The organism is Thiocystis violacea (assembly GCF_016583575.1).
GTDB classification, from domain to species: domain Bacteria; phylum Pseudomonadota; class Gammaproteobacteria; order Chromatiales; family Chromatiaceae; genus Thiocystis; species Thiocystis violacea.
In genome coordinates, this window is record NZ_NRRG01000021.1 from 12,988 (window position 1) to 28,333 (window position 15,346).

General features: G+C 63.1%; 18 protein-coding genes. 6 read left to right on the top strand and 12 right to left on the bottom strand.

The features are described from left to right. Positions 1–169 precede the first annotated feature (169 nt). From CKO27_RS11675 to CKO27_RS11690, 4 genes are all read right to left on the bottom strand, one after another. Positions 170–1,564, bottom strand: a complete 1,395-nt coding sequence (locus CKO27_RS11675) for a diguanylate cyclase (protein WP_200375069.1) — start codon at positions 1,562–1,564, stop codon at positions 170–172. A gap of 85 nt (positions 1,565–1,649) precedes the next feature. After that, entirely contained in the window at positions 1,650–1,934 is a 285-nt protein-coding gene (locus CKO27_RS11680) for a hypothetical protein (RefSeq protein WP_200375070.1), read from the bottom strand. Positions 1,935–2,006: 72 nt separating this feature from the next. Next, the gene (locus CKO27_RS11685) at positions 2,007–2,672 is read right to left on the bottom strand and encodes a PilZ domain-containing protein (RefSeq protein WP_200375071.1); all 666 of its coding nucleotides are present in this window, start codon (positions 2,670–2,672) and stop codon (positions 2,007–2,009) included. A gap of 23 nt (positions 2,673–2,695) precedes the next feature. Continuing rightward, on the bottom strand, positions 2,696–3,580 hold the full coding sequence (locus tag CKO27_RS11690; RefSeq protein ID WP_200375072.1) for a M90 family metallopeptidase: 885 nt from the start codon (positions 3,578–3,580) through the stop codon (positions 2,696–2,698). Between the two features lie 200 nt (positions 3,581–3,780). On the opposite strand from CKO27_RS11690, the gene CKO27_RS11695 reads away from it, so the two are divergent. The 4 genes from CKO27_RS11695 to ribF all read left to right on the top strand — a co-directional run bounded on the left by CKO27_RS11695 (position 3,781) and on the right by ribF (position 6,955). Then, positions 3,781–4,413, top strand: coding sequence for an SCO family protein (locus CKO27_RS11695; RefSeq protein ID WP_200375073.1), 633 nt, complete (start codon positions 3,781–3,783; stop codon positions 4,411–4,413). Between the two features lie 59 nt (positions 4,414–4,472). Next, on the top strand, positions 4,473–4,928 hold the full coding sequence (locus tag CKO27_RS11700) for a copper chaperone PCu(A)C (RefSeq protein WP_200375074.1): 456 nt from the start codon (positions 4,473–4,475) through the stop codon (positions 4,926–4,928). Positions 4,929–5,160: 232 nt separating this feature from the next. Beyond that, positions 5,161–5,790, top strand: coding sequence for a c-type cytochrome (locus tag CKO27_RS11705; RefSeq protein WP_200375075.1), 630 nt, complete (start codon positions 5,161–5,163; stop codon positions 5,788–5,790). Between the two features lie 223 nt (positions 5,791–6,013). Beyond that, on the top strand, positions 6,014–6,955 hold the full coding sequence (gene ribF / locus CKO27_RS11710) for a bifunctional riboflavin kinase/FAD synthetase (protein ID WP_200375076.1): 942 nt from the start codon (positions 6,014–6,016) through the stop codon (positions 6,953–6,955). A 322-nt stretch (positions 6,956–7,277) separates the two neighbouring features. Here ribF and CKO27_RS11715 read toward each other — a convergent pair whose 3' ends face one another. Next, the gene (locus CKO27_RS11715; RefSeq protein WP_200375077.1) at positions 7,278–8,294 is read right to left on the bottom strand and encodes a DNA-methyltransferase; all 1,017 of its coding nucleotides are present in this window, start codon (positions 8,292–8,294) and stop codon (positions 7,278–7,280) included. 62 nt (positions 8,295–8,356) lie between these two features. Between CKO27_RS11715 and CKO27_RS11720 the strand changes: the two genes are divergently transcribed. Next, entirely contained in the window at positions 8,357–8,593 is a 237-nt protein-coding gene (locus tag CKO27_RS11720) for a helix-turn-helix domain-containing protein (RefSeq protein WP_200375078.1), read from the top strand. Next, on the top strand, positions 8,590–9,105 hold the full coding sequence (locus CKO27_RS11725) for a PDDEXK family nuclease (protein ID WP_200375079.1): 516 nt from the start codon (positions 8,590–8,592) through the stop codon (positions 9,103–9,105). Before CKO27_RS11720 ends, CKO27_RS11725 begins: the two co-directional genes overlap by 4 nt. Before the next feature lie 467 nt (positions 9,106–9,572). Here the strand turns inward: CKO27_RS11725 and CKO27_RS11730 are convergent, their stop codons facing one another. The 7 genes from CKO27_RS11730 to rsxC form a co-directional block, all read right to left on the bottom strand. Further along, the gene (locus CKO27_RS11730; RefSeq protein WP_200375080.1) at positions 9,573–10,433 is read right to left on the bottom strand and encodes a ferredoxin reductase domain-containing protein; all 861 of its coding nucleotides are present in this window, start codon (positions 10,431–10,433) and stop codon (positions 9,573–9,575) included. Positions 10,434–10,530: 97 nt separating this feature from the next. Continuing rightward, entirely contained in the window at positions 10,531–10,698 is a 168-nt protein-coding gene (locus CKO27_RS11735; protein ID WP_200375081.1) for a hypothetical protein, read from the bottom strand. Continuing rightward, entirely contained in the window at positions 10,691–11,281 is a 591-nt protein-coding gene (locus CKO27_RS11740; protein ID WP_200375082.1) for an electron transport complex protein RnfA, read from the bottom strand. Before CKO27_RS11740 ends, CKO27_RS11735 begins: the two co-directional genes overlap by 8 nt. Then, on the bottom strand, positions 11,271–11,972 hold the full coding sequence (rsxE, locus tag CKO27_RS11745; RefSeq protein ID WP_200375083.1) for an electron transport complex subunit RsxE: 702 nt from the start codon (positions 11,970–11,972) through the stop codon (positions 11,271–11,273). Before rsxE ends, CKO27_RS11740 begins: the two co-directional genes overlap by 11 nt. A gap of 18 nt (positions 11,973–11,990) precedes the next feature. After that, the gene (locus CKO27_RS11750; protein ID WP_200375084.1) at positions 11,991–12,677 is read right to left on the bottom strand and encodes an RnfABCDGE type electron transport complex subunit G; all 687 of its coding nucleotides are present in this window, start codon (positions 12,675–12,677) and stop codon (positions 11,991–11,993) included. Between the two features lie 112 nt (positions 12,678–12,789). Then, on the bottom strand, positions 12,790–13,842 hold the full coding sequence (locus CKO27_RS11755) for an RnfABCDGE type electron transport complex subunit D (protein ID WP_200375085.1): 1,053 nt from the start codon (positions 13,840–13,842) through the stop codon (positions 12,790–12,792). 13 nt (positions 13,843–13,855) lie between these two features. Next, a complete protein-coding gene (gene rsxC / locus CKO27_RS11760; RefSeq protein WP_242470871.1) occupies positions 13,856–15,250 on the bottom strand; it encodes an electron transport complex subunit RsxC in 1,395 nt (464 codons plus the stop codon). Between the last annotated feature and the right edge of the window lie 96 nt (positions 15,251–15,346).

Here is a 15,346-nt window from a genome sequence, read left to right on the forward strand (position 1 = left end):
CGTGCCTGTGCGATAGGCCCTCGATGCGCGTCGGCGCGTCGTAACGCGGCCCGGCATCGTTGCTCGGGCACGAAGAGGAACCAGGGTCGTGACCATGGACTGGCGGGAAGGGCCGCGGGGACGGACGGCCAGCCGGATCCCATGCGCCTCGCGCGAGGAGGCCGGCGGGTCAGCGACCGCCGGGAAGAGCGAAAGAATCGCCATCGGGCTTCGCATCCGATCCGGCGCCGTCCGGTCGCTGACTGTGAGGGCCATTCCGAACGGCGGCGGCCAGCCCGGAGCCGTGGACCTCGACCCGGTCGCGTCCGAGTTCCTTGGCGCGGTACAGGGCCTCGTCGGCCCGATGGATCAGCTCCTCGTGGTCGTGCTCGCCGGCGACATCGTCGGCAACGCCGATACTGATGGTCACGACGCCATGCGGCGAGGCTGGATGCCGAATACCGAGCCCGGCGATGGCCTCGCGGATCTGCTCGCCAATGCGCACGGCACCGGCCAGATCGGTGTTGGGCAGCACCACGACGAATTCCTCGCCACCGTAGCGGGCGCAAAAATCACTGCCGCGATGCAGGCTGTCGCGCAGCAGCTCGGCCACCGCGCACAGACAGCGATCACCGGCCTGATGGCCGAAGGTATCGTTGTAACCCTTGAAATAATCGATATCGCAGATCAGCAGCGACAGCGGCATCCGCTCCCGGCGTCCACGACGCAGTTCGTGCACCAGTTGCTCGATGAAGAAGCGCCGGTTGGGAATGCTGGTCAAGGCATCGAAAACGGCCTGGCGGCGGAGTCTGTCATAGGCGCGGGCCAAGAGACGACCCATGACCAGGATGACCAGGATCCCGGCCAGGGCGATGCTCAGGTGGCTGCCGACAAGGGCCGCGACAGGGACCGGAAGGAGCGCCGGCAGCACCACGCTGATGCCGCCGCGCACGTCGCCCAGGGCGTAACCCTGATCCTCGTGACACTTGAGGCAGGGTCGCTCGGTGATCAGCGGCGCCATGTAGCGATAACCCCATTGATCCCCGGCCTTGAAGAGCTGACCCCACTCCTCGGCGCCATCCTCGAAGGCGCGCAGCGCCTCGGCCTCCCAAGGCAGGGCGTGATTGGCGGGGCGGATCGGCTTCAGGCTGGTGATGCGAAACTGCACACCCTTGCCCTCGGCGGCGAGTTCCGCGAGTTGCCGGGTCATGAAGGCGGGATTGATCTTGGTCAGGGTCAGATCGTCCGTGACGGGGATCTCCCGGCGCGGATCCTTCAGGTAGGGATTGGGCTGCGTGTCCTGGGTGATCGGCGCATAGACACCGCCATGCTGGGCGTTCCAATGCCGGGTGAGCACCAGCAGATCGAAGAAGGAGCGGGCGGTCTCCAGGGCGAGATTCTCGCGGTGCCGATCCGCCTGGCGCAGATTCCATCCGAGCGAGCCGGCCACGATCAGCACCCAGGACACCAGGATCAGGACCAGTTTGAGCCAGATGCGGACACCGACGCGCGCGGGATCGGTCCGATCCTGCGCGCCTGAATAACTGGATGTTCCAAGCTCCGATGGGGCGTCCGAGGATGTCATCGTCGAGGTCTATCGCGAGCCTCGATCGGAAACGACGGGGTCCGGTTGTTCGTCATCCAAGACCCGGTGTCGGATTCGGTCAACCTTAGTCGCCATAGATCCAGTTATAACCTTCTCGGGTGGACAGCGGATCGCGCGCGACCCGAGTGACGGCATTGCCGGATCGGGTTCTGGCGATGCCATAGGCCAGATCGTGGATTTCCTCCAGGAACACGAGATCCATCCAGGCGTCCTCGGGCCAGCCGTGGCGATTGCCCCGCCGATCGAGCGTGAGATCCGCGAAGACCAGACCGAAGTATTCAGGATCGCCCCAGCATTCATGCAGGCGATGGATGGCATGAGGGAATTTTTCCTCAAGGGCGGAAATCATGATTATCGCCTCCCTGTCGACCGATGACCACTGGGCCTGTCGCGACCCTGGCCGGATATCCGGGATCCGGTCTCAGGCGTGCGACAGCATGTCCGCGAGATGCCGCAGCTCCTCGCGTGGGTGTTCGAATTTCAGATCCAGCCGAACGAGATGGATCCAGCCATTCCTGGGGGCACGCTCCACCGCCTGGGCGTTGACTCGGGCGCGCAGATGGAACCCCGGAAAATCCTTGGTGCCGCCGATCACCAGCAGGATGCTTTGGTCGATCTCGTAGGCGCCGAAGACGGTCACGAACAGATGCCCATCGGCGATCTGGGCGAGTTTTTCGCGCATTTCCGCTTCGTCGTCGAAAATCAGCTCCAGTCTTTCCATCGTTGGGGTCGAATGGCACGCGGTCTGCCGTTCCTCACGTTCGGCCAGGAGATCGAGCAGCTTTTCGAGCCGAAACTCGCTGCGCTGGGACAGGCTGGAGAAGCGCACGGCAACCCGATGACGACCATCGTCGAGTCGCTCGCGCCGAACGACCTCGGCCTCGATGGAAAACGACTGGCCACCGACCCACGGCAAGATCAGCCCGAGCCGACCGCCATCGCGAACACCGGGATCCGAGGTGATGAACTGCGCGCCGCCCCAGGAGATTTCCTGATCCTCCACCGTGATGGGCCGATCGGAGTCGGGCAGCATCACTTGGATGGATATCCCCAGGCCGAGACGCCGTTGCGACCGCTTTTCACGCATGGCTTGTTCCCGCGGAACTTGCGTTATCGTTGCCTCGCCTTTAAGTCTTGGTCAGCATCGCGAAGGGGTTCGTGATCGACATCAAGCTTCCGAGTTTCTTCGACAATTCGTTTATGACAGACCCTCGACACTGAGCCATCGCGAAGTCTGGCGAGCGGATCTTGCCGATAGAAGTGCGCGAGCTGACGAGAGACATCGGGGTAGACCTCGGCCAGCCGCGCCGGGATCTCGAAAAATGCTTCGCTGGCCACGGCGAAGAACTCGGCGGGCGATTCGGCGGCATAGGGATCCATCTCGGTCTCCTCGCCGGCGTCGACCCGTCGACAGAGATCCGCGTAGGCGCGCGAGAAGGCGCGCTTCCACTCCGACGCCGACATCCCGGCATGCGGCGGGGGACAACCGTTGGCGACACCGTCGCGCAGATCGAGCTTATGGGCCATCTCGTGGATGACGACGTTGTACCCGTCGCGCCGGCGACCGGCGTCCACGTCGGCCCATGAAAGGATCACCGGCCCCTGCTCCCAGGCCTCGCCGCTCCTGGCCTCGCGCTCGGTCCAGACCACGCCGTCCTCGCCCATGACCTCGTGCTCCGGCACGAATTCGTCCGGATAGAGAATGACGGCATACCAGCCGCGATACCAGTCGAGTCCCAGTTCGAGCACCGGCAGACAGGCTTGCAGGGCAAGCGTCAGCTCCATCTCGGCCGTGACCCGGAGTCCCTGGACAGGCTCCAGGGTCTTGGCGCGCAGGAACAGGAGGGCCAACTCCTTCAGACGCTCGACCGCGAGCGGCTCCAGGCCAGCCAACAGCGGGAGCCTCCGCCAGGCGCGTTCCCAGTCCCGGTCGCTGAAGCGCGCGCGCTCGCGCTCCAGGTGTCGTGATCTCCACCAGCGTCCAAGTCCCTTCATGGCGATGACCGGAACCAGGGGCGGAACGCCTCGCCGGGAAGACGACGACCCCCTGGGGCCGCGCCCATCGACTGTGTGATTTGGCGCGATTTCGAGCTAAGCATCGGATCGTTCGCCCCCAACTGACGAGGATCAATCAGAGGCATCAGGCTCTCGCCTAATGTCTCCTTCATTTTGGATACGGAGGCTGAGTGGGTTCCATGACAGGCCATCGACTGCTGATCGCCATCCTGCTGATGGCCGGACTCACAACCTGGCTCCTGCTGTTTTGGGATCCCACCGGCGTCAGCGACAGCGTGCCCGACAAGGGCCAGGTGCCGCTGGAACTCGCCGCGCGGCCCACCGGCGGCGATTTTACCCTCGATTCGGCGACTGGCCCGGTGCGTTTGGCCGATCTGCGTGGCCAGGTGGTCCTGCTCTATTTCGGCTATACCGCCTGCCCCGACATCTGCCCGACCAATCTGGTCTTCATCGCCAACGCGCTCAGGGGGTTGCGCCAGGACGAACTGGAGCGCACGCGGGTGCTCTTCGTCAGCGTCGATCCGGAGCGCGACGAGCCCCGGCGCCTCGCCGAATACGCCGCTTACTTCCACCCCAGGATCCAGGGCATCACCGGAACGCCCGAGCAGGTAGCCCAGGTCGCCAGGCTCTACGGAGCGGCCTATCGGCGCGCGGAGGAAGCGGGGTCGGCGATGGGCTATCTGGTCGATCATTCCGCCTATACCTATGTCATCGATCCTTCCGGAGGTCTGAGCCGCACCCTGGACCATGCCACGCCGCCACTCGAGATCCTGGCCGCGATCCGAAGTCTGCTCGATGCCGAACAGCCCTGACCCCATCGCGGCCAGGCCGTCGCCCTTTCATTCACACCACTCACCGGAGATCTCCGACCATGTCTCGCATCCAATCGCTTATCGCCCTCGCCCTGCTCGCGGGTATCACGCTTGGAACCCAGGCCGCCGACAACATCACCGTCGAGGATCCCTACGCGCGCGCCGTGCCGCCCGGCCAGCCGAACAGCGCGGTCTTCATGGCGATCCTGAACCGGGGCGCGAGCGATCGCGCCCTGGTCGGAGCGGAAAGCCCGGCGGCCAAGGTCGTCGAGTTGCACACGCACGTCCATGAGGACGGGATGATGCGGATGCGTCGCGTCGAGCGGATCGACCTGCCGGCCGGCGAGACGGTCACACTCAAGCCGGGCGGACTGCATGTGATGCTGATCGGACTCAAGGGCGATCTCCAGCCCGGCGACTCGGTGGAGCTGACCCTGATCCATGACGACGGGGAGAAGATCCAGGTCAAGGCGCCGGTCCGTCGTATCGAGATGGGCCAGATGCCGAGCCATTGAACTCGCCGACCTCGGGGACACCGATCGCGACTCGGGGGATCTTTCCGGTTCCGCGCGGGTCCACTGACAGGGACTTTCCGGCGCCATGAGGACGATCGCGGCGGGCATCGAGTTTGACCGGGAGGCCAACTATCTGATATACATCGCCGGATTTTTTCCGCACCCCAAACCCATAGGTCGTCGGTCGACGGGCACGATCCGGCCGTGAACACGAACAGATTAGGCATTTGCGATGAAGAAGACTTGGCTGATAACGGTTTCATTGGCGACGGCGTTGACAAGCGGTCTGTTACAAGCCGCGGAGGGGCTCCAACCAGCGGACCCCAAAAGAGGCGAGACAAAGGCCAACACCATTTGCGTGGCCTGCCACGGACCGCAGGGCAACAGCATCGTGCCGATCTGGCCGAAGCTCGCCGGGCAGCATCCTGAGTACATCATGAAGCAGTTGATGGACTTCAAGGCCGGCAACCGCGCCAACGTACAGATGACCCCGATGGCACTTCCGCTGACGGATCAGGAGGTCGTCGACCTGGCGGCCTATTTCTCGACCCAGGCCCAATCCGGTGGCCAGGCGGATCCGGAACTCGCCAAGGTCGGCGAGGCCCTCTACCGCGCGGGCAACCCAAGCTCCGGCGTTCCGGCTTGCAGCGGCTGTCACGGTCCGGCCGGCATGGGCCAGGGGCTCTCCAAGTTTCCGCGTATCTCCGGTCAGCACGCGGATTATGTGAAACAGACGCTCGGGTATTTCAAAAGCGCCGAGCGCGCGAACGACCCAGCCGGCATGATGCGTGGCGTCACCGCGCGCATGACCGACCAGGAAATCGCGGCGGTATCCCAATACATTCAAGGTCTATCCAAATAGGTCGACCCGCCTGCAAGGGATTGGAAAGGGCGGCCATTGGCCGCCTTTTTTCGTTTTGGACCGGCGAAGCCCACCCGCGATGAGACGCCGGATCTCCACACGCCAGGCATTCCGTCCGGCGCCTCCCCGGCTCGCGTACCATTGGCCGAGCGCGCGATTCGATCACGCTCGACGCCGCTTCCCGCGTATACTCAGCGCTTTTTCGCGCCAGACCGCAATTCTCATGAGGCTGATCCGAGGCTTACACAATCTGCGTCACGAGGATCGAGGTTGCGTCGCGACCATCGGCAACTTCGATGGTGTGCATCTGGGACATCGCTCCGTCTTTCAGCGCCTGCTCTCGCACGGTCGGGCGCTCGGGCGGCCCGTGACCGTCATCACCTTCGAACCCCAACCCATGGAGTTCTTCGCTCCGGAGGCGGCGCCCGCGCGCCTGACGCGGCTGAGGGAGAAGCTGACCGCGCTGCGCGATAACGCGATCGATCGGGTGATGCTTCTGGAATTCGGTCCCAAGCTCGCCGCCATGGAGGCGCGGACCTTCGTCCAGAGACTCCTGATCGAGGGTCTTGGCGTGCGTTTCCTGCTGGTCGGAGACGATTTCCGCTTTGGCCGAGGACGCGCGGGAGACTTCGAGCTTTTGCGGTCGATGGGTCGCGAGGCCCTAGGATCCGGCAGCGGATTCGAGGTCGAGGATCTGCATACCATCACCCATGGCGAGGAACGCATCAGCAGCACCAGGATTCGCGATGCCCTGGCGCGGGGAGATCTCGAACAGGCCAGACATCTGCTTGGACGCCCCTATGCCATGGAGGGACGGGTGGTCCATGGCGACAAGCGGGGGCGCGCCATCGGCTTCCCGACGGCCAATATCAACCTGCATCGCCGGGTGAGTCCGGTACGAGGCGTCTACGCGGTTCGGGTACGCGGGTTGGGCGCCGACCCATGGCCCGGCGTGGCGAATATCGGCACCCGCCCCACGGTGGGCGGACTGAGCGCACGGCTCGAGGTCCATCTATTCGATTTCGACCAGCGGATCTATGGCCGGCATCTGGAGGTCGAACTGGCGCTCAAGCTGCGCGACGAGCAGAAATTCGAGTCCTTCGACGCGCTCAAGGAGCAGATTCGACGCGACGCGGAGGCCGCGCGGGCGTTTCTGGGGGTTTAGTCGCGACGACGGGCGGTTTTCCAGGGACGCCCGGTCTATAATCGCTCCCTTCGCGCGTTCAGGGAGCACCGAACAATGATCGAGCCAGCCGTAGACTTGGCTCTGCTCCGGAAAGCGGCGGATCTGTTGAGCTTTCAAGGATTTAAGATGGCCTGGAAATACCGGTTGCGCGAGGTCGATGAAAATCGTCGAGTGCGGCGGCGCTGTCCCCATCTCGACGCACCGGCATGTCTCGGCATTGTTCGCCGCCACCCAAGTAGTGACGAAAACATCGCCGACGCGAGCCTTGCGGGTGATTCAGGGCGTGCGCCAGAGTCGTTTTTCAGGCGTGATATTTCCGTGCGTCCTCGCGTAAATCGAGGCGCGTTTGCTGAAGATAATCGCCCACATTGATCGACTCGCCAAGCAGTATCCTGGAATAAAGAGACTGCATCAGGTCTGGCGATGCGTTCCTGTCGAGAAAGCGAAAGCAGGAGGCGGCGACATATTCCGGCACGACTTCAAATGATATCCAGCGTCGCCCCTCCGCCTCGGCGACTTGCCCGGTGGTATTGGAGCCCGCGAAGATGTCCACCACGAGATCGTCGGAATCGGTCAGCATCCGAATGAAAAATTCCGGTAGCTTCGCGGGAAAACGCGCTGGATGACCTTTCACACCAGTGGCTTTGCAACCGGACAGGTATTGTCCATTGGATTCCGAGTTGGCAATTTGCAGCAGGTTTGACGGAATCGCTCCGCCGTTATCCTTGGCGAAGCCCTTGCCGATGTCGTGCCCGGAGGGACGGACCTTGGGGGTGTAAAACTTGTCAGGATCCTCGATGAGCTTCTTCATCCGGTCACTATAAGGGGCGAGCACTTTTGTGATGTCGGCCTTCGGCCATTCAGTCTTGCCGAACCACCAGACGGTGTTGATCGAGTCTTTCGCGCGCAGTTTGCGTTTATTCACCCACTCGATCGGACTTGGCAGTTTCGACGGGTTGAACCAATAGAAATCCTCCGCAAGAAAAAAACCCAACTCATCGACCATGCGGAGCATGACACGAAAGTTGTAAAGACTTCGCGCGGGTACGCCTTTCATGTAAGCCCCGCCAAAGTCGACCACGAAGCTACCGTCATCGCGCAGTTTCCGCTGGACGAGCCGCGCAAAGTCCAAGAACCAGTCGACGTACTCGTGCTGTTCGAGGTTCCCGTAGTCTTTCTGACGCTGAAGGGCAAACGGCGGGCTGGTGATGACGAGGTTTACGCTCCCATCGGCGAGCGTCGCGAGTAGTTCGCGGGAATCCCCGATCAATGCCGCGCCTTTGGCTGTGTGGTAGGCCGGCGTGGTCTGCGTTTTCATCAACATGGGCTGCTACTTATCGTCTGTCGACTCATTGTCATCATGAAACCATGATCTCGCGCATGATCAAAAATGACAACCTTTTCGTCACAAGAAAGCGGTTTGCGCTCAATCTAAGGAAGACGCGGGAGCAGCGCGGCCTGTCTCAAGAGGCGCTAGCCGATGCGGCGGGTCTGCATCGAACCTATGTCGGCTCGGTGGAACGCGGGGAGCGGAATATCTCCATCGACAACATTGGTCGGCTGGCGTCGGCACTCGGGGTTTCTCCAGCGTCCCTCCTGGAAGATCCGCAAGCATGATTTTGACGCCACATGACGATTACAGATGTCTGCTGGAAATCTGGCCCGCCATTCAGGACTATCAAACCCTTGCCACGCGGCACGGGATCGATGACATCTTTCAGGACAATGGCGGGAAGTTGCTGCAAGTCCTTCTGCTGACGGGTCTGAAAATTCTGCCAGGCCGCGAAGGCAACGATGCCGTGGATGTGTCCGGTCAAGAATATGAGCTGAAGTCGGTCAACATTGAGCTGGCAAAGGGTTTTTCGACCCACCACCACATGAATCCGACCATCATCGCCAAGTACCGAAAAGTCCCCTGGATTTTCGCGATCTATCGGCAAATTGCACTACAGGCGATTTACCTGCTCACACCGGCCGACCTTGAGTTCTACTTGGCGAAGTGGGAAGAGAAGTGGCAAGCGGATGGCGGAAAGGACATCAATAATCCGAAAATCCCTGTTGCCTATGTCATGGATCACGGGACGCTGATTCATGGAACGCCGCCAGTTTTGCAAACTCGCCGTCGCTGACCGTCTCGTCGATGGACACCCAGGTCGAGCCGTCTTCGGCCAACAAATTCTCGCTCCGTGGCGTGTGGCTGTGTATCGCCAAGAAGCGTCAGCGTCACTCCAGCACTGAGATTCCCTCCGGATGGCGGGCTGAATGGCCGTCTCTGGCGTTGCCGACCGCCGCATACGTGCGCGTCGTAGAGACATCCGCCTGCTCGAAGGCATGGAACAGGCGCGTCAGCACCTCGGGGCGATGCCGAGCTGTCCCGCGCATCGAAGCACGAATTCAGCCCGCCGGCGTCTTCTCCAACAGGATGCCGGGTTGTAGGGGCGAAGTCATTCGCCACGTTGGTGGCTCGGATACCGGCGGTGGCGAATCGATTGGCCGCGTTGGTGGTGCGGATGTAGGGGCGAATGAATTCGCCCCTACAAGGATGCTACGAAGACGATTGATGACACGCCATAGGAGGCATTCAGGAAATCCCCGATCAATCGTAGATCATCTCCGACCAGCGGCCTTCCTCGATCATCCGCAGTTTGAGCTGTTTCCAGTCCGCCTCCGATCCGGCCTGCTTGGCCATCACCTTGTCGAACACCTGGGTCACCTTGCTCAGTCCCGAGAGGAAAACATGGGTATTGGGTTCGCGCATCAGCCGCGAGGAGTCTGCGGCGTGATCGACCAGTCCCTGCTCCAGGGCCTCCGACGAGGTCATGAGCGGCTTGGTCCCGAGGGCGCGAAACGCTTGGAAGGTCTTCTCGTCATAGTAGTGCGCCAGATCGCTGGTCTCGTCATTGGCGTACATGAGATCGAGACCGCTGTGGCCGCCGTAGTAGAGACGCACCTGGCCCTTCCAGTCGCCGCGACGCTCGTAGATGAGCTGGGCGAAGGCGCGGAAGGGCGCGATGCCGGTCCCGGTGCCGATCATGAGCAGATTGGCGCGGTTGTCCAGCGGCATGCGGAAGGGGCTGAGATAGGGTCCGCTGACGGTGATCCGATCGCCCAGCTTGGCATCGCACAGGTAGTTCGAGGCGACCCCCGGATAGCGCTCGCCGCTCACCTCGTCGATGTAGAAACAGCGCCGCACCAGGATCTCCAGGCTGACGCCGGTGCCGACCGGAATCGAGCGGGCATTGGCGATCGAGTAACGTCGCAGATGATCCTGATTGCCGAAGTCGTGCGGCCCAGGCACCAGAACCCCGATGCTCTGACCCTCGACGAACTGGAAGGCCGGATCCAGCACCTCAAGCGTGATGTGACGAACCTCGTCGGTCGTTTCAGGCGTGACACGCTGGGAGGATTTGATGACCGCCGTGGCGGTCGGGCCGATGTAAGTGGTGACTTGACTCATCCAGAGACTCCTCGGACTTGCGGCTCATGGCCCCAAGATATTGATTTAATAGATAGGGAAAACCAGACAATTTCGGGATGGGGAATCGCCAAGCCGCCTAGCGCCGTTCGCAGTGACCCTTACCGCAGGAACAGCCGCCGCCTTCCTCTCGAAAGGGGCCGAGTCGCGGGTGGTTAAGCGCGAAACGCGCGTAGACCCGCTGGACCCACACCCACCCCGCGAGCACGGTGAAAATGATCAGGGGGGCGAGCAGAAATTTAGCCATGCGCCCCCCCGAGCCCGGCGAAGCCCATGAAGGCGAGCGACAACAGCCCGGCGAGCATCAGGCTGAGCGCCGCGCCCTGACTGACGGATGGCACGCGCGCCAGGGCCAGTTTCTCGCGCAGCCCGGCCATCAGCATCAGGGCCAGCATGAAGCCGGCGCCGACCCCGACGGCATAGACGAAACTTTGCACCAGATCGTATTCCTTCGAGGTCTGGAACAGCGCCAACCCCAGTACCGCGCAGTTGGTGGTGATGAGCGGCAGGAAGATACCGAGCGAGCGGAACAAGGTCGGGCTGGTCTTCTTGATGAACATCTCCACCAACTGCACCGCCGAGGCGATGACGGCGATGTAGCAGATGAGCCGCAGGAATTCGAGTTCGAGCGTGGTCAGCAGCCAGTTGATGCCGTAGGCCGCCGCCGAGCTGACCAGCATCACGAAGAGCGTGGCCAGACCCATGTTCCAGGCCGTCTCCTTCTTGGCCGAGACGCCAAGGAAGGGACAGATGCCAAGGAACAGCGCCAGCACGAAGTTGTTGACCAGCGCGGCATTCAGAAAGATCAGGGGCAAGGACTCAGACGGCATTGGCGATCACCCCGGTTTGCTCGGTCATGCGACGCTCCTTGCGCAGACGCCGCCAGTTGAAGAAGAGCAGCCAGGCCCCGAGTACGAAGAAGCCGCCCGGCGGCAGGATCATGATGACCCATCCCTGGAAATTGTCGGAGAAGAGCTGGACGCCGAGGATGCTGCCGTTGCCGAGCAGCTCGCGCACCGTTCCCAGACTGAGCAGGGCCAGGGTGAAGCCAAGCCCGGTGCCGAGGCTGTTGACGATGGTCGGCAACAAGCGCTGCTTGGAGGCATAGGCCTCCGCCCGCCCGAGGATGATGCAGTTCACCACGATGAGCTGGATGAAGGCGCCGAGCGCGGCGTAGAGCTCCAGACTGATCGCCTGGATGAGGTAATCGACGACCGTGACGAAGGTGGCGATGATCACGATATAGCTCGCGATCCGTACCTGCTTGGGGATCCAGTTACGCAGCCAGGACACCAGCGCGCCCGAGCAGATCAGCACGAAGGTGGTGGACAGCCCCATGCCGAGTGCATTGATGGTCGAGTTCGTGACCGCGAGCGCCGGACACATGCCCAGCATCATCACGAATACCGGATTCTCTTCCCAGAGACCGCGAATGAAGGTGTCCGCGGTCAGGGGCTCCTCCCGGTCGAAGAGCGGCGCGGGCGAGCTCGTGCTCGTGCTCTGATTGGATGCTTCAGCCATGCGTTATCTATCTCCCGGTCAGTTCGGTTGCGACAGGCTTGTCAGCTCACGTTGGATGGCTGGAACGGCGCGTTGCGCCGCCTGATCCGCCGCCTTGCCCATTGCCCGCGAGGAGATGGTGGCGCCGGTGATGGCGTCGATCTGCCAGGGTTCGGTCTTGGTGCCGTGCTTGACGGTCACGATTGGGTTGGCGAGCGCCGTGCCCGTGACATCGAGCCGGGCATCCAGGGCTTCGAGATTCTTCAGGAATTCGGGGTCGGTGTCGAGCTTGTCGCCGAACCCCGGGGTTTCGTTGGACTTGAGAACCTTACTGCGGACGATGCAGTGACAACCTGGATCATAGGCGAACATGACCGTGACCGGCCCCGCGTAGCCCGAGCCGGTGCCGCTGATGGCCACGCCCTTGAGCCGGCCCTCCGCGTCATAGGCCGCGTAGATGGGATCTCCGGCAATCCCCTCGCCCGCCGGCGCCAGAGCGCCCTGCTCGGTGACAATGAAGTCCCGTTTGGAGACCGCGCCCGGCAGCACCTGAAAGACCAGGCGTTCGGTCAGGATGCGCTGCTTCTCGGCAATCATAGGCAGGGTGGTCTGGTAGGCCACTACCACCAGCAGGCCGGATATCATCGCGATCCCGCCCAGGGTACGCAGCATCGCCCAGGTCGGCGTGGCCGCTGGCGGGGGTTGGAGCTCGACTTCAATCGTCATATCAGTTGTCGGTTGTCGGTTGTCGGTGGTCAGCGCAAAAGGCTCGGGGGTTTTCCTCAGCCCATCTCGATGGATCGCTGTCGTCGTTCCTGCTCCATACGCCCCAGCCGCCTCAATGCGCTGGCGGCTGCTTGCCCTTGACGGATCCGTAGACGCGCGGCTGGGTCCAGTCGGAGATCAGCGGGCCGATGGCATTGCCGAGCAGGATGGCATACATGACGCCCTCGACCAGACCACCGAACAGACGGATCACGACCGTCAGCACCCCGATGAAGAGCCCGTAGATGATCACGCCGCGCGCGGTCACCGGAGAGGCGACCATGTCGCTGGCCATGAACCAGGCCGCCAGCATGAGACCGCCCGAGCAGAGCACGAACCAGGGGCTCGGATAGAGGCTCGGATCCATCAGCCAGAACGGCAGGGCGGTCAGGGCGGCACCGGCCATGACGCTGGCCGGGATGCGCCAGTCGAGCATCCGCTGCCAGGCAAGCCAGAGCCCGCAGATGAGGATCAGCAGCGCCGAGGTCTCGCCCGCCGAGCCGGCGATCAGGCCGGTGAAGGTCTCGGTGATCGGCGTCTCGATATGCTGGAACTTCTGCATCGCCAGCGGCGTCGCCCCGCTCCAGCCATCCATGTTCAGACCGGCGATCCAGTCGGCGACCGGGATCGGCTGCATGAAGGGCAGGGTCAGGGTCGAGGGGATCAGCTCCGCGAAACGGCCCGGCGCGAAGGCCGGCGTCCAGGTGGTGATCGCCACCGGGAAGGCCGCCTGCACGAACGCGCGCCCGACCAGGGCCGGATTCATGACGTTGTAGCCGAGCCCGCCGAACAGCGCCTTACCCAGCGCGATGCCGACGAAGGCCGCGACCGCCGCCATCCAGAGCGGAAAGCCGGGCGGCAAGGTGAGACCCAGCAGCAGTCCGGTGATGACCGCCGACCAGTCCGCGACCGTATTACCCCGGCCGCTCGCTCGCGCGAAGAACCACTCGGTCGCGACCGCCGCGCCGGTCGTGGTCAGCAGCAGCAGGAGCACGCTCAGCCCGAACTGCCAGACCGCGAAGGCCGCGATCGGCAGCAGGGCCAGGACCACGGTGCGCATGATCCTGTCGACCGATACCGCCCGCTTGAGATGGGGCGAGGTTCTGATTTCGATGATTTTTGGCATGGTTGCTCAGGGATCAGTGGCGCTTGGTCGCATCCAGGTGCTGCTCGTGGCGCGTCTTCGCGTCCCGATTGATCGACTTGGCGATGCGAAAATATTGGGTCAGCGGGATGTTCGACGGGCAGACATAGGCGCAGCAACCGCACTCGAAGCACTGGTCGAGGTTGAATTGCTCGGCCATGGTCCCGTACTCGCGGGCCAACGCCAGTTCGCCCAGCATGGAGGGGTTGAGCGAGATCGGACAGGCGTTCAGACACTCGCCGCACTTGATGCAGGGATAGACCTGACGGCGCGCGAGCGACGGATGCTCCGGCTCCAGCGCCACCACGCCCGAGACCGATTTGGTGACGGGTACGTCGAGCGAGGCGACAGCCATGCCCATCATGGGGCCGCCCAGGATCACCTGACCCAGTGGTCCCTTCAGCCCCACCTGCTCCAGCAGGAAGCGCACCGGTGTGCCGATCGGCACCACGAAGTTACCGGGATTCTTGACGGCGGGACCGCTGACGGTCACCACCCGTTCGATCAGGCCGCGACTCTTGGGCAGCAGATCGCCCATCTGGGCCAGGGTGCCGACATTGAAGACCGCCACGCCCACGTCCGCCGGTAGTCCGCCGGCTGGGACCTCCAGGTCGAGCAGACTCTTGATCAGCATCTTCTCGGCGCCCTGGGGGTACTTGGTCTCGACCGCCTCGGCGGTGATCGGCAGGTGCCTGGCGATGCGCGCGCGCAGATGGGCGACCGCGTCGAGCTTGTTGTCCTCGACCCCGATGATGGCGCGCTCGGCGCGGGTCGCCTTGAGCGCGATCAGGATGCCTCGGATCAGCGCGTCCGTCTGCTCCAGCATGATGCGATGGTCGCAGGTCAGATAGGGCTCGCACTCGCAGCCGTTGACCACCAGGGTGTGGATCACCCGCCCCGCCGGCGGATGCATCTTCACATGACTGGGGAAGGCCCCGCCGCCCAGACCCACCAGCCCGGCATCCTGGACCGCCTGGATGATCTCCTTCACGCTCATCCGCTCCGGGTCGCGCTCCATGTCGTAGAGCACCTGCTGGCTCGCCGCGTGATAGACCTTGAGGAAGATGGCCGGGGTCTTTGGACCCTCGGCGGTCGGAGCCAGCCCGATCGCCCGGATCACGCCTGTCGCGGGGGCGTGCATGGGCACGGAGACGAAGTGATCGGCCTGGGCGATCGGCTCGCCGCGCACGACCTCCTGCCCCACCTTGACCAGGGGGATGGCCGGGCGACCCTTGTGCTGAAGCAGGGGGATGACCAGTTCGTCGGCGAAAGGCATGCGCCGGATCGGCTTATCGGCCGTCAGTTCCTTGTGCTCGATCGGGTAGATGCCGTGATCGAAGGTCTTGTGGCCGTGGAAAAACCTGAGCAGCCCCTGGTCGAGACGCTTCATCAAGCTGGACCGCCCTGTCTCGGGCACGCGCTGCGAGTCCAGTACCGCCGTTTGATGTTTCATCGCTGTACCGCCGATCGATGGATGACAGAAAAC